The 19,211-nt window shown below is 70.4% G+C and carries 18 protein-coding genes; 12 read left to right on the top strand and 6 right to left on the bottom strand.

Annotated elements, in window-relative coordinates:
• Positions 1 to 12: 12 nt before the first annotated feature.
• The 8 genes from ACFYM0_RS16525 (at position 13) to ACFYM0_RS16490 (ending at position 8,987) form a co-directional block, all read left to right on the top strand.
• Positions 13 to 741, top strand: a complete 729-nt coding sequence (locus ACFYM0_RS16525) for a YcnI family protein (RefSeq protein WP_388501601.1) — start codon at positions 13 to 15, stop codon at positions 739 to 741.
• A 96-nt stretch (positions 742 to 837) separates the two neighbouring features.
• Positions 838 to 1,491 carry an SCO family protein gene (locus ACFYM0_RS16520; protein WP_388501598.1) on the top strand — a complete coding sequence of 218 codons (654 nt, stop codon included), beginning with the start codon at positions 838 to 840 and terminating at the stop codon, positions 1,489 to 1,491.
• Complete coding sequence (locus tag ACFYM0_RS16515; RefSeq protein WP_388501595.1) at positions 1,488 to 2,003, top strand: copper chaperone PCu(A)C; 516 nt, start codon at positions 1,488 to 1,490, stop codon at positions 2,001 to 2,003. Before ACFYM0_RS16520 ends, ACFYM0_RS16515 begins: the two co-directional genes overlap by 4 nt.
• Before the next feature lie 22 nt (positions 2,004 to 2,025).
• Positions 2,026 to 4,083 (top strand): copper resistance CopC/CopD family protein, encoded by a 2,058-nt coding sequence (locus ACFYM0_RS16510; RefSeq protein WP_388501593.1) that lies wholly within the window; start codon positions 2,026 to 2,028, stop codon positions 4,081 to 4,083.
• Between the two features lie 5 nt (positions 4,084 to 4,088).
• Complete coding sequence (gene efeB, locus ACFYM0_RS16505; protein WP_388501590.1) at positions 4,089 to 5,396, top strand: iron uptake transporter deferrochelatase/peroxidase subunit; 1,308 nt, start codon at positions 4,089 to 4,091, stop codon at positions 5,394 to 5,396.
• A gap of 42 nt (positions 5,397 to 5,438) precedes the next feature.
• A complete protein-coding gene (gene pheA, locus ACFYM0_RS16500) occupies positions 5,439 to 6,374 on the top strand; it encodes a prephenate dehydratase (protein ID WP_388501588.1) in 936 nt (311 codons plus the stop codon).
• Positions 6,375 to 6,900: 526 nt separating this feature from the next.
• The gene (gene serS, locus ACFYM0_RS16495) at positions 6,901 to 8,178 is read left to right on the top strand and encodes a serine--tRNA ligase (RefSeq protein ID WP_388501585.1); all 1,278 of its coding nucleotides are present in this window, start codon (positions 6,901 to 6,903) and stop codon (positions 8,176 to 8,178) included.
• Positions 8,175 to 8,987: an HAD family hydrolase gene (locus tag ACFYM0_RS16490; protein WP_327253734.1), complete on the top strand. Its 813-nt coding sequence runs from the start codon at positions 8,175 to 8,177 to the stop codon at positions 8,985 to 8,987. The genes serS and ACFYM0_RS16490 overlap by 4 nt, the downstream gene beginning before the upstream one ends.
• A gap of 141 nt (positions 8,988 to 9,128) precedes the next feature.
• Here ACFYM0_RS16490 and ACFYM0_RS16485 read toward each other — a convergent pair whose 3' ends face one another.
• From ACFYM0_RS16485 to ACFYM0_RS16465, 5 genes are all read right to left on the bottom strand, one after another.
• On the bottom strand, positions 9,129 to 9,770 hold the full coding sequence (locus ACFYM0_RS16485) for a rhomboid-like protein (RefSeq protein WP_388501582.1): 642 nt from the start codon (positions 9,768 to 9,770) through the stop codon (positions 9,129 to 9,131).
• A 125-nt stretch (positions 9,771 to 9,895) separates the two neighbouring features.
• Positions 9,896 to 10,615, bottom strand: a complete 720-nt coding sequence (locus ACFYM0_RS16480; protein WP_388501580.1) for an ABC transporter permease — start codon at positions 10,613 to 10,615, stop codon at positions 9,896 to 9,898.
• Between the two features lie 14 nt (positions 10,616 to 10,629).
• Positions 10,630 to 11,541: an ABC transporter ATP-binding protein gene (locus ACFYM0_RS16475; protein WP_388501578.1), complete on the bottom strand. Its 912-nt coding sequence runs from the start codon at positions 11,539 to 11,541 to the stop codon at positions 10,630 to 10,632.
• Positions 11,538 to 12,425 carry an ABC transporter permease gene (locus ACFYM0_RS16470; protein ID WP_388501576.1) on the bottom strand — a complete coding sequence of 296 codons (888 nt, stop codon included), beginning with the start codon at positions 12,423 to 12,425 and terminating at the stop codon, positions 11,538 to 11,540. Before ACFYM0_RS16470 ends, ACFYM0_RS16475 begins: the two co-directional genes overlap by 4 nt.
• Positions 12,415 to 13,470, bottom strand: a complete 1,056-nt coding sequence (locus ACFYM0_RS16465; protein WP_388501574.1) for an ABC transporter ATP-binding protein — start codon at positions 13,468 to 13,470, stop codon at positions 12,415 to 12,417. The genes ACFYM0_RS16470 and ACFYM0_RS16465 overlap by 11 nt, the downstream gene beginning before the upstream one ends.
• 227 nt (positions 13,471 to 13,697) lie before the next feature.
• Here ACFYM0_RS16465 and ACFYM0_RS16460 point away from each other — a divergent pair, with 227 nt between their 5' ends.
• The 4 genes from ACFYM0_RS16460 to ACFYM0_RS16445 are packed head-to-tail and all read left to right on the top strand — an operon-like array spanning position 13,698 to position 18,190.
• Complete coding sequence (locus tag ACFYM0_RS16460) at positions 13,698 to 14,567, top strand: M24 family metallopeptidase (protein WP_388501571.1); 870 nt, start codon at positions 13,698 to 13,700, stop codon at positions 14,565 to 14,567.
• 5 nt (positions 14,568 to 14,572) lie between these two features.
• The gene (locus ACFYM0_RS16455; RefSeq protein ID WP_388501752.1) at positions 14,573 to 16,345 is read left to right on the top strand and encodes an SDR family oxidoreductase; all 1,773 of its coding nucleotides are present in this window, start codon (positions 14,573 to 14,575) and stop codon (positions 16,343 to 16,345) included.
• Positions 16,342 to 17,265 carry a metal-dependent hydrolase gene (locus tag ACFYM0_RS16450; protein WP_327253741.1) on the top strand — a complete coding sequence of 308 codons (924 nt, stop codon included), beginning with the start codon at positions 16,342 to 16,344 and terminating at the stop codon, positions 17,263 to 17,265. The genes ACFYM0_RS16455 and ACFYM0_RS16450 overlap by 4 nt, the downstream gene beginning before the upstream one ends.
• A gap of 10 nt (positions 17,266 to 17,275) precedes the next feature.
• Positions 17,276 to 18,190, top strand: a complete 915-nt coding sequence (locus ACFYM0_RS16445) for a MerR family transcriptional regulator (RefSeq protein WP_388501568.1) — start codon at positions 17,276 to 17,278, stop codon at positions 18,188 to 18,190.
• Between the two features lie 105 nt (positions 18,191 to 18,295).
• Here the strand turns inward: ACFYM0_RS16445 and ACFYM0_RS16440 are convergent, their stop codons facing one another.
• Complete coding sequence (locus ACFYM0_RS16440) at positions 18,296 to 19,117, bottom strand: aquaporin (protein ID WP_388501566.1); 822 nt, start codon at positions 19,115 to 19,117, stop codon at positions 18,296 to 18,298.
• Between the last annotated feature and the right edge of the window lie 94 nt (positions 19,118 to 19,211).

Genomic DNA, 19,211 nt, shown 5'->3' with positions numbered 1-19,211 from the left:
AGTGTTTCTGCCATGAAGACCTCTCGCGTCTCCTTCGCCGCCGCCCTCGCCGCCGGTTCCGTCCTCCTTCTCTCCGGCACCGCCTTCGCCCACGTCGGGGTGCAGCCCGTCGGTGAGGCCGCCAAGGGTGGCTACGCGACGCTCAACTTCAAGGTCCCCAACGAGCGCGACAACGCTGCGACGACGCAGCTCGAGGTCAACTTCCCGGTCGACCAGCCGCTCACGTCCGTCATGCCTCAGGACATCCCCGGCTGGACGTCCAGCGTCGAGAAGACCAAGCTCGACAAGCCGCTCACTGTGCACGGAAAGCAGGTCAACGAGGTCGTCACCAAGGTGACCTGGTCCGGTGGCAAGATCGAGAGCGGCAAGTTCCAGCAGTTCCCGGTCTCCGTCGGCAAGCTGCCCGAGAACGCCGACCAGATGGTCTTCAAGGCGATCCAGACCTACGACAACGGCGAGATCGTCCGCTGGATCGAAGAGCCCAAGGAAGGCGCCGCGGAGCCGCAGAACCCGGCACCCGTCCTGAAGCTGACCGCCGCCCCGGCCGGCGGCGACCACCACGGCGCCACCCCGAAGGCGGACGGCGACAAGAACGGCGCCGCCGACCACAAGGACGGCCACGACACGGCCGCCGCCAAGAGCGGCTCCGACACCACCGCGCGAGCCCTCGGCATCGCCGGCATCGTCATCGGACTCGGCGGCGTGGCCTTCGGCGTCGCCTCGCGCCGCCGCACCTCCTGACCTCCTGACCTGACGATCCCGCGCAGCCGGCCGGTCATCCGGGCCGGCCGGGCTCGCGGATCCACCCGTACCACCCCCGATCCCAGGGACTTTCCCATGCGCACCACACGTGTGACGCTCGCCGCCCTCGTGGCGGCGGCCGCCCTCACCCTCACCGCCTGCGGTGACGAACCGGCCAAGAACGGCCAGGTCACCCAGATCAGCGAGAGCCAGGCGAAAGCCGGCGCCGCCACCGTGCTCGACCGCCCCTTCGACAAGCCGGACGTCGTCCTCACGGACACCACCGGCAAGCCGTGGAACCTGCGCGAGCAGACCAAGGGCAAGCCGACGCTCATCTACTTCGGCTACACCCGCTGCCCCGACGTGTGCCCCCTGACGATGAGCAACATCGCCGTCGCCAAGAAGGCCCTTCCCAAGGCCGACCAGGACAAGCTCCAGGTCGTCTTCATCACCACCGACCCGGAACGGGACACCCCCGAATCCCTCGGCGCGTGGCTCAAGGCCCAGGACCCGGCATTCACCGGGCTGACCGGGGACTTCGCCACCATCCAGGCCGCGGCACGCACCCTCGGCATCGGCATCGAGGCCGCCAAGACGGACGCCGCCGGCAACGTCGTCTCCATGCACGGCGCCCAGGTCATCGCCTTCTCGCCCAAGACCGACGAGGGATACCTCCTCTACGGCGAGAGCACCACCGTCGATGACTACACCAAGGACCTGCCGAAGGTCGTCAAGGGAGAGAACCCGTGAACACCCGCACCACCCGCACCCGCATCACCCGCGCCCTCGCCGTCGCCCTCTCCCTGACGGCCGCGCTCGCCATATCCGGCTGCTCCTCGGACGGCGAGGACTCCGGATCCGCCTCCGGTGGCGCGCCGAAGCTGACGGTCAGCGGCGGCTACATGCCGCAGCCCGTGAACGACGAGATGGCCGGCGCGTTCATGGTCATCAAGAACGACTCCAAGACGGCCGACAAGCTGACCGGCGCCACGAGCCCGCTCTCCGACGATCTGCAGATCCACGAGACCAAGGATCAGAAGATGCAGCAGGTGCAGTCCATGGACGTGCCCGCGAACGGCGAGCTGAAGCTGGCGCGCGGCGGCAGTCACGTCATGTTCATGGGGCTCAAGAGCACCCCCAAGGTCGGTGACAAGGTCACCATCGAACTGCGCTTCGAGAAGTCCGGCCCGGTCAAGGTCGAGCTGGACGTCAAGGAGCGGACGTACAAGGCTCCGACATCCACCGATGGCACCGCCCACTGACGGACCGAGGGACTGACACGCCATGACGGCCACCGCCCCGACCCCATCCACGGCCCGCGTCCGTGCCACGGCACTCCTGCCGCGGCTCACGCTGGTCCTCGCCGCTCTGCTGGCAGCCTTCTTCGCCGCTGCCACGCCGGCCTCGGCACACGCCGCGCTGACCGCGAGCGACCCCACGGACGGGGCGGTGGTCGCCACGGCGCCCGCCCAGATCACCCTTTCCTTCTCGGAAGGGGTCGCGATGAACGGCGACTCCATCCGCGTCCTGGATCCGCAGGGCAAGCGCGTCGACACCGGCGAACTGCGCGACCTCTGCAGCGGGAACATCATCCGCTACGGCACCGCCCTGCGCCCGGGCCTGCCCGACGGCACCTACACCGTCGCCTGGCAGGCCATATCCGCGGACAGCCACCCGGTCTCCGGCGCCTTCACCTTCTCCATCGGAGCCCCCTCCGAGACCGCCGTCTCCCTGCCCTCGCGGACGGCGGGCGACGGGCCCGTCGCCGTCGCCTACGGCATCGCGCGCTACGTGGCCTACGCCGGGTTCGCCGTACTCGTCGGCGCCGCCGCCTTCATCCTCCTGTGCTGGCGCCGGGGCGCCGCACAGCGGCCGATGCAGAAGCTGGTCGTACGGGCCTGGGTCGCGCTCACCGTGGCCACCCTGGTGATGCTGCTGCTCCGCAACCCGTACACCGGGTCGGGGAACTTCTCCGATGCTTTCGACCTGGCCGGGCTCAAGGCCGTCCTGGAGACCAAGTCCGGGGCCTCGCTCGTCTCGCGGCTGCTCCTGCTCGGCGCCGCCGCACTCTTCATCACCGTCCTGTTCGGCTCCTATGCCCGGCGGCACGCGTCGAACGGCTCTGACGGCTTGGACCGCTCTGACAGCTCCGACTCCTCCGACTCCTCCGGCGTGTCCGGCGTTTCCGAAGAGGATGCCAAGGGGGAGAGCGACCTCGTCTTCGGGCTCGGCATCGGCGGGACCGTCGTCGCCGGCGGCATCGCCGCCACCTGGGCGCTGTCCGAGCACGCCTCCACCGGTATCCAGCCCGCCCTCGCCATGCCCGTCGACATCCTGCACCTGCTGGCCGTCGCCGCGTGGCTCGGCGGACTCACCGCGCTGCTCGTCGCCCTCCACAAGGTCCCCGGGATCGAGCGCACGGCGATCCGGCGGTTCTCCACCGTCGCCTTCACCAGTGTTCTCGTCCTGGCCGGCACCGGCACCTACCAGGCCTGGCGCCAGGTAGGCAGTTGGTCCGCACTGACCGGAACCGATTACGGGCGACTGCTGCTCATCAAGATCGGCCTCGTCGCCGTCGTCGTCGCCATCGCCTACACCTCCCGGAAGTGGACCTCGCGGCTCGCGGAGGAGCGCACCCTCGATGTTTCACGTGAAACATCGCCCGTGACCGTCGCCCCGGCCGCCACCGCCCACGCCGATGCCGATGCCGACGCCGACGCCGACGCCGCCGACACAGGGACCACCGACACCGACACCGGCACCTCCGACCCCCGGCGGGCCGCACAGCTCGCCCGCCAGAGTGCCGCCCGGCGGACCGCGCGGGAGAAGCAGGCGCGCGACGCCGACCCCGACCGTGCCGGCCTGCGCCGGTCCGTCCTCGCCGAGGCGGGCGTCGCCGTGGTGCTGCTGGCCGTCACCACCATCCTCACCAGCACCGAGCCAGGCCGTGCCGCTGAGCTGGAGGCGGGTCGCGGGTCCACCGCCACCGCCGTTCCCGACCGCGCGGTCAAGGTCACGCTGCCCTTCGACACCGGCGGTCAGAACGGCAAGGGATCGGTCCGGCTCCAGCTGGACCCGGGCCGCGTCGGTGCGAACACGCTCCACGTATGGGCCGAGACCCCCGACGGCAAGCCGCTCGACCTGCCCGAGCTCAAGGTGTCGTTCACCTTGGAGGCCAAGGAGATCGGCCCGCTTCCGGTCCTCCCCGAGCGCGCCGCTCCCGGGCACTGGACCGCATCGGGCGTCCAGCTTCCGCTGGCCGGGGACTGGCGGATCGACGTGACCATCCGCACCTCCGACATCGACCAGACGACCGTCCAGAAGAACGTGAAGATCGGCTGACCAGCGTGACCCAGAACAGCGCACCCACCGCGAGCACCAAGAGCTCCGCGAGCAGCACGGAACTTCCCGGTCTCGAGATCTCCCGGCGACGCCTGCTGGGCACGGTCGGCGCCGCGGGCGCCGCCGGGCTCGCGCTCGGCGCCGCGGGCGGGGCCCTCGTACAGTCCGAGGTGTCCGGGTCCGGGGCGGCGGGCTCCGGCGGCGCTCCCGGCAGCCTCGGTGCCACCCGGGTCGCCTTCCACGGGGATCACCAGGCCGGGATCACCACGCCCCTCCAGGCCAAGGGGCACGTCCTCGCCTTCGACCTGTCGCCCGGCGCCGGGCGGACCGAGGCCGCCGCCCTGATGCGGCGCTGGTCCGATACCGCGCGGCGGCTGACGGCCGGCGAGACCGCACCGGTCGCCGATACCGGCATCGCCCTCGGCTCCGGCCCCTCCTCCCTCACGGTGACCTTCGGCTTCGGCCACTCCTTCTTCGAGCGCACCGGCCTCACCGCGCGCCGCCCCGCCGCCCTCGACCCGCTGCCGGACTTCTCCGCCGACCGGCTCGATGCCAGGCGCAGCGGCGGCGATCTGTGGGTGCAGATCGGTTCCGACGATGCGCTGGTCGCCTTCCACGCGCTGCGCGCCCTGCAGAAGGACGCCGGAGAGGCGGCCCGGCCCCGCTGGCAGATGGACGGCTTCAACCGCTCGCCCGGAGCCACGGCCTCCCCCATGACGGCCCGCAACCTCATGGGCCAGGTCGACGGGACCAACAATCCGAAGCCCACCGAAGCCGACTTCGACCGGCGGATCTTCGTCCAGGGCGCGGTGCCCCCGGAGCACGCCTGGATGGTCGGGGGCTCGTACGCCGTCGTACGCCGCATCCGGATGCTCCTCGACTCCTGGGACCAGCAGTCACTCGCCCAGCAGGAGCAGGTCATCGGCCGTACGAAGGCCACCGGCGCCCCGCTGACCGGAGGCGGCGAGACCACCGCGATGGCCCTCGACAAGATCGGTGCCGACGGAAAGCCGGTCATCCCCTCCAACGCGCACGCCCGTATCTCCGCACCCGCGCAGAACGGCGGGGCGGCCATGCTGCGGCGTCCCTTCTCCTTCCACGACGGGATCGCCGCCGACGGAACCCCCGACGCGGGGCTGCTCTTCATCTGCTGGCAGGCCGACCCGTCCCGCGGTTTCGTCCCCGTCCAGCGCAAGCTCGACCGGGGCGACGCCCTGTCGGCATTCATCCGGCACGAGTCGAGCGGCCTGTACGCGGTGCCGCCCGGCGCGCGCGCCGGGGAGTACGTGGGCCAGCGGCTGCTCGAAGGGTGAACAGCCCGGGTGACGTCCGGGCCCCGGCATTAGGCTGATCACATGTCGGCCACCCGCTTCACCTATCTCGGTCCCGAAGGCACCTTCACCGAAGCCGCCCTTCGCACCCTCCCCGAAGCCGCGACCCGGGAGCTCGTCCCGATGGTCTCGGTCCCGGCCGCCCTGGACGCCGTGCGCAACGGCGAGGCCGCGGCGGCCCTAGTCCCGATCGAGAACTCGGTGGAGGGCGGGGTCACCTCGACCCTGGACGAGCTGGCTGCCGGCGTACCGCTGATGATCTACCGCGAGGTGCTGCTCCCCATCGCGTTCGCGCTGCTGGTGCGGCCCGGGACCCAGCTGTCGGACGTCAAGACCGTCACCGGGCACCCGGTCGCCCAGCCCCAGGTGCGCAACTGGCTGCGGGCGAACCTTCCCGACGCCCTGTGGGAGTCGGCGGCGTCCAATGCCGACGGTGCCCGGCTGGTCCAGGAGGGCCGCTTCGACGCCGCCTTCGCGGGCGAGTTCGCGGCCGCCACCTACGGGCTGGTCCCGCTGGTCACAGAGATCCACGACGCGCAGAACGCGGAGACCCGCTTCGTGCTCGTCGGGCGTCCCGCCCGGCCGGCCGCGCCGACCGGTGCCGACAAGACCTCCGTCGTGCTGTGGATGGGCGACGACCGCCCGGGCGCGCTGCTGGAGCTGCTCCAGGAGTTCGCCGTCCGCGGGGTGAACCTGATGCTGATCCAGTCCCGGCCCACGGGTGCGGGGATCGGCAACTACTGCTTCGCCGTCGACGCCGAGGGGCACATCTCCGACCGCCGGGTCGGCGAGGCGCTCATGGGCCTCAAGCGCACCTGCCCGCAGATCCGGTTCCTCGGCTCCTATCCGCGCGCCGGTGTCGCTCAGGGTGACGTCCTGGCCGCCCGGCCCGGCACCTCCGACGGTGACTTCACGGCGGCCTCGGACTGGCTGACGCGTTGCCTCGACGGGCGCCCCTAACGCTCTGTCCACTGTCCACAGAGTTATCCACAGGGATCCGTGCAGACCTGGGGACAAGTCGACAGAGCAACACGACAAGGTCGACAAATCGGTCGGGTGCCGCAGGTTTCGCGCTGACGAGCGGGAGGTGAACGGCGTCACCCCCGTATCACCGATCAACTCTTTGGGACGAGTCATTCCCACCCGAATGAGTGTGTGAGGGTGGTTTGAACCCTGATTGGGCCCGCTCACTCCACAGCCGGGATTGATCTATTCCTGTGTCCACAGATCTGGCGCACAGCCTGTGGATAAGCCGGTCGCCTGGGGAATTCCTGTGGACAAGGAAGCCCCTTCCCTCCTGCTCAGGGGCTGCCCGATCCCTGCCGCCGTGCCCCTTTTCGGGGAATGGGGCCGGTTTATCAGCTTCCTCGGAAGGGGGGCTTCCGGTCTCCCGGCGGAAGTTTTCCATTCGCGGCAATTAGGACAAAGCGACACGCAGCGTGATATCGGTGCGACCCCCGGAAGCCCGGCCCGGTAGCCTGGAGGGGTGATTGACCTCCGGCTGCTCCGTGAAGACCCTGACCGTGTCCGCGCCTCGCAGCGCGCCCGTGGAGAGGACGTCGCCCTCGTCGACGCACTGCTCTCCGCAGACGAGCGCCGCAGGTCCTCTGGCATGCGATTCGACGAACTCCGCAACGAGCAGAAGACGCTCGGCAAGCTCATCCCCAAGGCCTCTCCGGAGGAGCGGGCCGAGCTGCTGAAGAAGGCCGATCAGCTCAAGCAGGACGTCAAGGCCGCAGAGGCCGAGCAGAACGAGGCGGACGAAGCCGCCAAGCAGCTGCTCCTGCGGCTCGGCAACGTCGTCCACACGGACGTGCCCGTCGGCGGCGAGGAGGACTTCGTCGTCCTCGAGACGCACGGCACCATCCGCGACTTCGGCGCCGAGGGCTTCGAGCCCAAGGACCACCTGGAGCTCGGCGAGTCCCTGGGCGCCATCGACGTCGAGCGCGGCGCCAAGGTGTCCGGCTCGCGCTTCTACTACCTCACCGGCATCGGCGCCCTGCTGGAGCTCGCCCTCGTCAACGCGGCCATCGCCCAGGCCACGGAGGCCGGCTTCACCCCGATGCTGACGCCGGCGCTGGTCCGCCCGCGCGCCATGGAGGGCACCGGCTTCCTCGGTCAGGCCGCGGAGAACGTCTACCACCTGGAGAACGACGACCTCTACCTGGTCGGCACCTCCGAGGTCCCGCTCGCCGCGTACCACATGGACGAGATCATCGACGCGGACAAGCTGCCGCTGCGCTACGCCGGCTTCTCCCCGTGCTTCCGCCGCGAGGCCGGCACGTACGGCAAGGACACCCGCGGCATCTTCCGCGTCCACCAGTTCGACAAGGTCGAGATGTTCTCGTACGTCGCGCCGGAGGAGGCCGAGGCCGAGCACCAGCGGCTCCTGGACTGGGAGAAGCAGTGGCTGACCAGCCTGGAGCTCCCCTTCCAGGTGATCGACGTCGCCACCGGCGACCTGGGCGCCTCCGCCTCCCGCAAGTTCGACTGCGAGGCGTGGATCCCCACCCAGGGCAAGTACCGCGAGCTGACCTCCGCCTCGAACTGTGACGGCTTCCAGGCCCGCCGCCTGTCGATCCGCTACCGCGACGGCAAGAAGACCGCTCCGCTGTCCACCCTGAACGGAACGCTGTGCGCGGTCCCGCGCACGATCGTCGCGATCCTGGAGAACCACCAGCAGGCCGACGGCACGGTCCGGGTTCCCCCGGTGCTCCGGCCCTACCTGGGCGGTCGGGAAATCCTGGAGCCGATCACCAAGTGAGCACGGCCCCGTTCCCGTACAAGCTCGTCGCGACCGACCTCGACGGGACGCTGCTGCGCGGCGACGACACCGTCTCCGAGCGCACCCGTGAGGCACTCCTCGCGGCCACCGCGGCGGGCGCAGCACACATCATCGTCACCGGCCGCGCCGTGCCGTGGACCCGGCACGTCCTCGACGACCTCGGCTACAAGGGCATCGCGGTCTGTGGACAGGGCGCGCAGGTCTACGACGCGGGCGCGCACCGGCTGCTGACCTCGGTGACGCTCGACCGGAAGCTGGCCGCGCTGGCGCTGGAGAAGATCGAGGCCGAGGTGGGTCCGCTGGCGATCGCCGCCAGCCGGGACGGAGTCGAGGGCGAAGTGCTCTTCGGCCCCGGCTACCAGGTCCAGGAGGGCCTTCCCGCGCTCTATCTGGAGGACACCTCCGAAGTCTGGTCCGCTCCCCTGAACAAGCTGTACATCCAGCACCCCGAGCTGGACGAGGACGCCCTCGTCCAGGTGGCCCGCGAGACCGTGGGCAGCCTGGTCGGCATCGTCATGGCCGGTCCGGGTGTCGTGGAGATCCTGCCGCTCGGGCTGAGCAAGGCCACCGGCCTCTCGCTGGCCGCGCGCCGGCTGGGAGTGAAGGCGGCCGACACGATCGCCTTCGGCGACATGCCCAACGACATCCCGATGTTCGGCTGGGCCGCGCACGGAGTGGCCATGGCCAACGCGCACCCGGAGCTCAAGGCGGTGGCGGACGAGGTCACCACCTCCAACGAGGAGGACGGCATCGCCGTGGTCCTCGAGCGTCTGCTGGGCGCCGCGTAACCGAGCGGAGGACGTGGGGAAGGTCCGGAACGGCCCGCGCCGCGAGGCGCGCTCGAAGTGGCTGTTCCGGACCTTCTTGTTGCTCCCCGCACGGCTCACTCTGCCCCCGTCGCACGCCTCGTACCAGTGAATTTCCCTGCGTCAGCCGTGGATCCGGCCCGGGTTCGGGTGCCGGGTCAGCGGCCAGGCGAGGAGGCCGACGGCCAGTGCGATGGCGTGGCCGAAGTCGGTGAAGGTGCCGCCGGATACGAGCGGGAGCCCGAAGAAGGCCACGGAGCCGGCGAGGTAGAGCCAGCGCCAGGGACCGGGCAGGCGGTACGTCAGCACCCCGACGGCGGTCGCGAGTCCGTAGCTGACGCCGATGTCGACGACGTGGACCATGCTGCGCGGGGCGCGGTGGTCCTGGATGGCCATCAGGACCAGTTTCTGGCTGATCAGCGTGGCCGTGATGTGTCCGGTCGCGATGATGAAGAGCCAGCGCAGGGTGCCGAGCCAGCGCTCGACATTGGCCTGGAAGATCTCGAAGAGGACGAAGTAGAGCGGGAGCGAGGCCGGGTCCTCGATCCAGAACGCGCTGCTGAGCAGTGCCCGTAGGGGGTGCCGGGCGAGCTCGTGGATATTGCTGCTGTTGCGGTGGAGCAGGACGTGCTCGAGATGGTCGGGCACGATCACGACCACGATGCTGGTGGCCACGATGATCAGCAGCCAGATGTGGGTGCCGGGCGCGGAGCGTATCCAGGACCGTACTGGCCTGGACGCCTCGGGCTCGGTGTACTCGATCATGCCCCGATGATCTCGCGCAAAGCTGTGCCCCGCCTGGCCGGTGGGCCGGGCGGGGCACTGTTTCACGTGAAACATCCGGTATGGGCGCCCGTGCGGACACCGGTGCGGATGCCGGTGCGGAGGTCCTACTCCTCGCCCGCCAGAGTCAGGCGCCGGAGCCTCTGTCCGGCGTAGAAGGTGGCTCCCACGGTGACCGCGACGAGCAGGATCGCCGCGGTGGGCAGCCCGACGGTGGCGTCCACGTACCCCTCGCCCGCGACCTTCTGCGCGAGGGCCAGCGACCACTGCTGGACGCTGAGGGTCTTGGCGCCGTCGACGAGGCTGCCGAAGAGCGACTCCCAGATCAGGGCGTAGACCAGGCCGAAGACGACCGCGTGCCGGCTGACGGTGCCCAGCAGCAGGAACAGCGCGCTGTAGGCCACCGAGGCGACGAGGGCGGCGACGGTGTAGGCGACGGCGATCTGCTGGCCGTTGCCGTTGAGGATGAAGCCGGCGATCAGGGTGGGGATCGCGGAGAAGACCATGGTGACGGCGATCGCGACGGTCAGCTTCGTCATGATGATCGTCGGACGCTTCACCGGCTTCGAGAGCAGGTAGACGATCGAGCCGTCGTCGATCTCCGGGCCGATGGCACCGGTGCCGGCGATGACGCCGATCAGCGGGACCATCGTGGCCAGGGCGAAGCCGCCGAGGAGGTCGGCGGCGACCTTGTCGTCGAGGCCCGCGAAGGCGCGGACCGCGATGGAGATCGCGATCAGCAGGACGGGCAGCGCGCACAGGATCAGTGCGCGACGGCGGCCGAGCAGGGCCCGGTAGGTGAGCCGGGCAACGGTGGGGTTGTACATGGGTGCCAGCTCCTTCAGGCCGCGACGAGGTAGGAGAAGACCGACTCGAGGGACTCGTCGGAAGGCGAGACCGTCAGCAGCCGGATGCCGTGCTCGCGGGCGACCCGCGGCAGCAGCTCGGTGAAGCGCCCGAAGTCGACGGCCTGGATGCGAAGGGCGCCTTCCTTGAGGTCGACCTCGATCCCGGCGGTGGACGGGTCGGCGATCAGGGCCGCGGCGAGGGCCCGGTCGTCGGAGGAGCGGACGAGGTAGCGGTGCGGGCGGTCCGTCATCAGGCGGCGGATCTTGCGGAAGTCGCCGGAGGCCGCGTGCCGGCCGGCGACCACCACCTCGATGTGGGAGGCGAGCTGTTCGACCTCCTCCAGGATGTGTGAGGAGAAGAGCACGGTCCGGCCGTCATCGCCCATCCGCCGCAGCAGCTCCATGAGCTGCATGCGCTGGCGCGGGTCCATGCCGTTGAACGGCTCGTCGAGCAGGAGCACCGACGGGTCGTGGACCAGGGCGGAGGCCATCTTCACGCGCTGGCGCATGCCCTTGGAGTACGTGGAGATCTTGCGGTCCTGCGCGTACTCCATCTCGACCGTGGCCAGGGCCCGCTGGGCGGCCGCCTCGTCGAGGCCGTGCAGTTCGGCGTTGGCGACGACGAACTCCTTGCCCGTGAGGAAGTCGTACATGGCCTCGCGCTCGGGCACCACGCCGATCTGCTTGTAGACCTGCTCGTTCTGCCAGATCGCGGTGCCGTCGAGGGTGACGGTGCCCGTCGAGGGGGCGAGGAAGCCGCCCATCATGTTGATGAGCGTGGACTTGCCGGCACCGTTGGGGCCGAGCAGGCCGGTGACTCCGGGACCGATGCGCATGGTCACGTCGTTGACGGCGACGACGTTCCCGAACCAGCGGGAGGTGTGGTCGATGTCGATGATGCTCACAGCCCGGCCTTCCGGTAGCGGGCCATCAGGGCGGCGTAGGAGCCGGCGATGAGGCCGAGGATGACGAGCAGGTAGACGAAGCCGGCGGCGCCCGAGGGGCCCTCGCTGCCGGGGAAGCCGGAGTCCGCGCCGAGGAAGGCGGTCTGCAGGCCGTCGATGAGGCTCATCGGGGAGAACAGGCCCAGCCACTCGATGCCACCGGTCGAGCCCGTCTCGTAGGCAATGGCCTGGACGGCGGAGACGGCGCCGTAGGGGATCAGGAGCACGGCGATGATGGCGGCGACGCCGAAGCCGCGGCGCGGGGTGAGCGCGGCCATGACCAGGCCGAGGCCGGAGAAGAGCAGCGACAGCAGCAGTACCGACACCAGTGCCTGCCCGAATCCCTTGGTCTGGTCGGCGAAGTCGAACTTCGCCAGGAGCGAGCCGATCCACATGATCAGCAGCGGGGTCGCCGTGAGGATGAACAGGGCCGAGGCCATGGCGGCGAACTTGGCCACGACGTAGTCGACGCGTTCGATCGGCCGCGAGAAGTACAGCGGCACCGTCTTGAAGCGCAGGTCCCGCGAAACGGACTGCGGTGCCTGGGAAGCCAGGTAGAGGTAGACGATCACCTGGGTGGTCATGGCGTACGTCGTGTACTTGATCGGCAGGGCCGTGGAGCCGGGCACGGTGATGGCGACCGCGACGAGGATCAGCGCGGGGACGCACATCACCGCGAAGAGCAGCATCGGCAGCACCTTGGACTTGGCCGAGCGGCCGAGTCCGTAGGCGCCGCGCAGGGACTGTGCGAACAGCGACTTGCGTGCGTAGGCGCGGCCGAGCCGGGGACCGTCGTAGGACCGGTAGCCGATGTTGTGGATCTGGGTCGAGGTGTCAGGCGCCATCGGAACCGGCTCCCTTCTGCTGGGTGGTGGACTGGGCCTGGGCCATGTTGGCCGCCCACGCGGCGGACTGGGCCGCGGACTGGGCCACGGCCCGGGCGGTGGCCGCGTCGCTGTCGCGGAAGACCTCCGCGATGTGGTGGCGGCGCTGTTCCATGCGGACCAGGCCGATGCCGAGGTCGGCGACCGTGTCGCGGACGGTGTCGTACGTGGCCTCGCCGGTGGCCTCGACGAGGAGGATGTGGCCGGCTCCGGGCAGGCCCTCCTCCTCGCCCGCGTGCAGCGTCACGCCCGCCTCGGTGAGCGCCTTGCGCAGGGCGGCGGTGCCGTCCGGGTGGGCGTCGGAGTCGGTGACCTCGACCGCCAGGGTCGTGGTGGTCTGGGTGAAGTCGCTGGTGGAGCTGGAGCGCAGCAGCTTGCCGCCGTCGACGACCACGACGTGGTCGCAGGTCCGCTCCAGCTCGCCGAGCAGGTGGGAGGTGACCAGGACCGAGATGCCGAAGTCGGTGTAGACCCGGCGGATCAGCCCCAGCATCTCGTCGCGGCCGACCGGGTCGAGGCCGTTGGTGGGCTCGTCGAGGAGCACCAGTTGCGGGTCGTGGACCAGCGCCTGGGCCAGCTTGACGCGCTGCTTCATGCCCGTGGAGTAGCCGCCGATGGGGCGGTAGCGCTCCTCGTACAGCCCCACGTGGCGCAGGGTGTCCGCGGTGCGCTCACGGGCGGCGGTCGGCGGGAGCCCGGACATGCGCGCCATGTGCACGACGAACTCGGTGGCCGAGACGTCGGGGGGCAGGCAGTCGTGTTCGGGCATGTAGCCGACGCGCTCGCGGATCGCGCTGCCATGGGTGGCTACGTCGAGTCCGAGCACGGCGGCGGTGCCCTCGGTGGCGGGGGAGAGTCCCAGCAGAATCTTGATCAGCGTGGACTTGCCGGCTCCGTTGGCGCCCACGAGCCCGGTAACTCCGGGTCCGATGTCCAAGGAGAGCCGGTCGAGGGCGGTCACTCGGGGGTACCGCTTGCTCAGGCTTTCGGTCGCGATGACAGTCACGTGAACGACGTTAGTGGCGTACGGAGCCCGGATCGTCAGACCTGGAGCTCGATCCTTTCTCCGCCTTCAGGACTACGGACCCCGACATAAGGCTGACGTAGGGCTGATGCGTACCGGACAAGTTTGTCCACAGGTCCGTGCACGGGCCTTGACGTGATCTCCGGTCATTGTCACATTCATCAGTGTCAAGTTACGGGCGCGTACGGCTACATGGACGGACGGCTGGCATGGCTGGGGACACCAGGCAACGCACGAAGCGACGCACCACGGAACTCTCCGCCGAGCTGCGCGGGTTCAGGGAGGTGCAGCGCCTCTCCTACGAGTGCGCCGAGGCCGTCGCGGCGCAGCTGCGCCCCGGCGTGACCGAGCGCGAGGCCGCGCGGATGCAGCGCGAGTGGCTGCGCGAGCGCGGGGTGCGGGACTGGTTCCACATGCCGTTCGCGTGGTTCGGGGACCGGACCGCCTTCACGGGCTTCAAGATCCCCCTGCAGTTCTTCCCGACGAACCGGGCCCTGGAGCCGGGGATGCCGTTCATCCTCGACATGGCCCCGGTCTACAAGGGCCACACCGCGGACATCGGGTACTCGGGCAGCCTCGGTCTCAACCCGGTGCAGGACCGGCTCATGTCGGATCTGCAGGCGCACCGCACGCTGATCCTCGACCAGGTGCGCGAGCGCCGCTCCCTGCGCGACATCTACGGGGAGGTGGAGCGGCTGATGATCAGCCAGGGGTACACGAACCGACACCGGGCCTACCCCTTCGGCGTCATCGCGCACAAGATAGACCGGGTCAAGGAGCGGAGCTGGGCACCGACCGCGTTCGGGTTCGGCACCCAGGCCCTGAAGGGGCTGGCCTCCGACGCCCTGCGCGGCCACCGCGAGGGCTGGTCCCCTCTGTGGAGCCCCTACCGCTTCTCCGACCACCCGCCCCAGCCCGGCCTGTGGGCGGTGGAGCCGCACCTGGGTTTCCGGGGCACCGGCGCGAAGTTCGAGGAGATCCTGGTCGTCACCGACTCCCGGGACCCCGAGGAGAGCGCGTACTGGCTGGACGACGATCTGCCGCACGTGCGGCGCTGGGCTGAGGAGAAGACGGCATGAGCGCAATGACGGACGCGGGCCTGGCGGGCGCGCGCGAGCGCTGGGTGAGCACCGGCGGGGTCGAGCTGTGCGTCGTCGAACTCGGCGACGCGGACCGGCCGACCGTGGTCCTGGTGCACGGGTACCCGGACAGCAAGGAGGTCTGGTCCCAGGTCGCCGAGCGGCTGGCCGCCCGGTTCCACGTCGTGCTCTACGACGTACGGGGCCACGGTCGCTCCACCGCCCCGCAGCCGCTGCGCGGCGGGTTCACCCTGGAGAAGCTGACCGACGACTTCCTCGCGGTCGTGGACGCGGTCAGCCCGGACCGCCCGGTGCACCTGGTCGGCCACGACTGGGGCTCCGTACAGGGCTGGGAGTTCGCGACGGTCGCCCGTACCGAGGGCCGGATCGCCTCCTTCACCTCGATGTCGGGGCCCTCCCTCGACCACTTCGGGCACTGGATCAAGAAGCGGATGGCCCGGCCCACCCCGCGCCGGGCGGCCCAGCTGCTGAACCAGGGCGCCAAGTCCTGGTACGTGTACATGCTGCACACCCCCGTGCTGCCGGAACTCGCCTGGCGCGGGCCGCTCGGCAAGCGGTGGCCGAAGCTGCTGGAGCGGCTGGAGAAGGTCCCGGCCGGGGACTATCCGACGGCCTCGCTGCCTTCCGACGCCGCGCACGGCGCCTGGCTCTACCGGGACAACGTCCGGGCCAGGCTGCGCCGGCCGCGCGCCGACGCGTACGCCCACGTACCGGTGCAGCTGATCACCCCCACCGGGGACTCCTTCCTCTCCGAGCGGCTCTACGACGAGCTGGAGCTGTGGGCCCCGGACCTGGTGCGGCGCACCCTGCCGGCCAAGCACTGGGTGCCGCGGACCCGGCCCGACCAGCTGGCCGCGTGGATCACCGAGTTCGTCACCTCCCGGGAGGAGCCCGCCACACGGGCACCGGAGCAGAAGGCTCCGGGCAGGTATGCGGACCGCTTCGGCGGCCAGCTGGTCCTGGTCACCGGAGCCGCCAGCGGCATCGGCCGGGCCACCGCCTTCGCGTTCGCCGAGGCCGGCGCCCGTGTGGTGTGCGTGGACCGGGACGCCGACGGCGCGTCGCGCACCGCCGACATGGCGCGCCTGGTCGGCTCGCCGCAGGCCTGGGGCGAGTGCGTCGACGTCAGCGACGAGCAGGCCATGGAGAAGCTCGCCGCGAAGGTCGCCTCCGAGTACGGGATCGTCGACGTCCTGGTCAACAACGCCGGGGTCGGCCTGTCTGGACCCTTCCTGGACACGACCGCCGAGGACTGGAAGAAGGTCCTCGACGTCAACCTGTGGGGCGTCATCCACGGCTGCCGGCTGTTCGGCAAGCAGATGGCCGAGCGCGGCCAGGGCGGGCACATCGTCAACACCGCCTCCGCCGCCGCCTACCTGCCGTCCAAGACGCTGCCCGCCTACAGCACCTCCAAGGCGGCGGTGCTGATGCTCAGCGAGTGCCTGCGGGCCGAGCTGGCCTCGAAGTCCATCGGGGTGTCGGCGATCTGTCCCGGCATCGTGAACACCAACATCACCGCCACCTCCCGGTTCGCCGGAGTGGACGAGGCCGAGGAGAAGCGGCGCCAGCAGAAGTCCTCCCGGCTCTACGGGCTGCGCAACTTCCCGCCCGAGAAGGTCGCGGACGCGATCCTGCTCGCGGTCGTGAAGAACCAGGCCGTGGTCCCGGTGACCCCCGAGTCCAAGGGCGCCCTGTGGATGTCCCGGTTCGCGCCGGGGACCCTGCGCCGGTTCGCGAAACTGGAGCCCAAGCTGTGAGCGGGGCGGTCGCGGGCAGGGCAGCCCCGTACGCGATCGCACCGCGCCGGGTGGCCTTCGACTGGAAGACCACCCCGCTGCACTGGATACCGGGCGAGCCCACCGCCACCCACGTCGTCAACGTGCTGCACCTGCTGCTGCCCGCCGGCGAGCGATGGTTCGTGAAGGTCTTCAAGGAGGGCCTGCCCCTGGTCACGGACCCGAAGCTGCGCAGCGAGGTGAAGGGGTTCATGGGCCAGGAGGCCACGCACAGCGTGCAGCACTCCTACGTCCTGGACCACCTCGCCGAACAGCGGCTCCCCACGGAGGCGTACACGAAGTACGTGGATTTCCTCTTCGAGAAGCTGCTCGGGGAGACCCCGCCGTTCGGTGCCCCGATCACGGCGCAGGAGTGGCTTCGCTTCCGGCTCTCGCTGGTCGCCGCGATCGAGCAGTTCACGGCGGTCCTCGGCGACTGGGTGCTCGGCGCCGAGGGGCTGGACGCGGCCGGAGCGGACGAGGTCATGCTCGATCTGCTGCGCTGGCACGGTGCGGAGGAGGTGGAGCACCGCTCCGTCGCCTTCGACATGTACCAGCACTGCGGCGGATCGGGCCTGCCCCGTTACGCCCGGCGCATCGAGGGCATGGCCGTGGTCGCACCGGTCCTGGGCTGGCTGTGGATCGCGGGGGCCTCCTACCTCCTGCGCAACGACCCCGAGTTGCGCGGACGGACCCGCTATTCGCTGCGCGAGCACAACCGGGCCGTGGCCAAGGGGCTGCTGCCCACTTGGAGAGAGCTCGGCATGGCCATACCCCGCTACCTGCGGCGGTCGTACCATCCCTCGCAGGAGGGCTCGCTGCGCAGGGCGGTCGAGTACCTCGCGGCATCACCTGCCGCCCGGTCCGCCGCGGGCGCGGTCGGCCGAGCCGCCATGTCGTAGGGAGCCGGGATTGTCCGAGCAGGCAGTAGCCGAGTACCGGATCGAGGATCTGGCGCACCACAGCGGTGCGACCGTCCGCACGATCCGGGCGTACCAAGACCGCGGTCTGCTGCCGAAGCCGGAGCGGCGAGGCCGTTCCAATGTCTACCGGGACACGCATCTGGCGCGGCTGCGCCAGATCGCCGACCTGCTGGACCGCGGGTACACCCTGGCCTCCATCAAGGAACTGCTGGAGGCCTGGGACGCGGGCCGCGGTCTCGGCGGAGTCCTCGGGCTGGTGGCCGAGGTGCACGGGCCGTGGACGGACGAGGAGGCGGCCCGGATAAGCCGGGACGAGCTGAACGAGCGGTTCGGCGGCAAGCCCGACGACGAGGCGGTCGGCGAGGCGTGCGAGCTGGGCGTGCTGGAGCGGATCCCGGGGCGCCCGGACCAGTTCCTCGTACCGTCCCCGCAGGAGCTGTCCGTGGCCGCCGAGCTGTACGCCGCCGGGGTCCCGCTGCCCGCGATCACCGGTCATCTGCGGGAACTGCGCGGGCAGGTGGAACTGATCGCCTCGCGCTTCCTGGAATTCACCACGGAGCACGTCTTCGCCCGGTACCTGGGGGCCGTCCCCCCGACGGACTCCGACGCGGCCGAGGCGGCGACGATGGTACGGAGACTGCGGCCACTGGCCCAGCAGACGGTGGACGCGGAACTGGCGCGGGCGATGCGCCTCTTCGCCACCCGGCACCTGCAGCGGCACCTCGGGGCCGTCGGGACCCCCCAGCCGTCCGGGCCTGCCCCGGTGGCGCTGCCCGCGGAGACCGTGCGGGCGGTGCAGGACCTGGTGGGGCCGGACCATGTGGCGGAGTTCGTCCGGGCCGCCACGGAGCGGGAGTTGCAGGCCCGGACGATGAACGATCTGGCCAGTCGTGGAGGCCGGTAGTGCTCGCTCAGTAGTCCACAGGCCGGATCACGCTTTTGTCTCCGAAACCGGCACAAAGGGCTGTGGACAAGTCCGACCGACCTGTGGGGAACCGCCCCCGGAGGGTCAGCCGACCGCCTGGAACGCGGGCCCGGGTGCGCCGGTTTCGGCCACCGGACCGACGGTGCCGGTGGTGGATGAGGTACCGGTGATGGAGGGGGTGCCGGTGATGGAGGGGGTCGCGGCGGTGGAGGCGGCTGCCCGGCGGGTGCTCCCGTAGAGCAGGCCCGCCAGGACCAGGCCGAGGATTCCGCCGACGAGCTGGGCGGCGACGAACCCCGGCAGCGACTGCGGGGCGATGCCGGTGAAGGAGTCGCTGAAGCTGCGCCCGATGGTGCCGGCCGGGTTCGCGAAGGACCCGGAGGAGGTGAACCAGATCGCGGCGGCGATGTACGCGGCGACCGCGGCCGGGATCAGCTTCGGCCGCCCGATGCGGTCGAGGCCCTGGATCACCAGGACCAGTCCTGCGGTGGCCACGACCTCCCCGACGAGCAGGTGTCCGCCGTCGCGGACCTGGGTGGAGAAGGCTCCGGGGAGGCGGCCGAACATCGCTTCCGCGAGGACGGCCCCGCCTATGGCCCCGGCGGTCTGGGCCGCCACGTAGACCAGGGCCTCCCGGCCTTCGAGTCCTTCGCCGCCGGTGCGCCGCCCCCACCAGGCCGTCAGGGTGACCACCGGGTTGAGGTGTGCGCCCGAGAGCGGCCCGAAGAGCGTGATGATCAGCCCGAGCCCGATGGCCGAGGCGAGCGAGTTGGCGACCAGAGCCACGCCCGTGTCCGAGGTGAGCGCGGCGGCCTGAATTCCTGATCCGATGACGACCACGAGGAGGGCTGCGGTGCCGACGAGCTCGGCGGTCGCACGCCGCGACAGAGACGCACTATTTGTCATACTTTTCTTCCCCTTGAGTGGCAGTTCAGCGGAAAATGTATTCCGTATCTTGGAAACGCGATAGGGGGAGTCCAGGTTCGGGAGAACGGCGAAA

The organism is Streptomyces sp. NPDC006487, assembly GCF_042870555.1.
GTDB lineage: Bacteria > Actinomycetota > Actinomycetes > Streptomycetales > Streptomycetaceae > Streptomyces.
The sequence above is the reverse complement of the archived record's forward strand: the minus strand, read 5'-3'. Positions and strand labels throughout refer to the sequence as shown.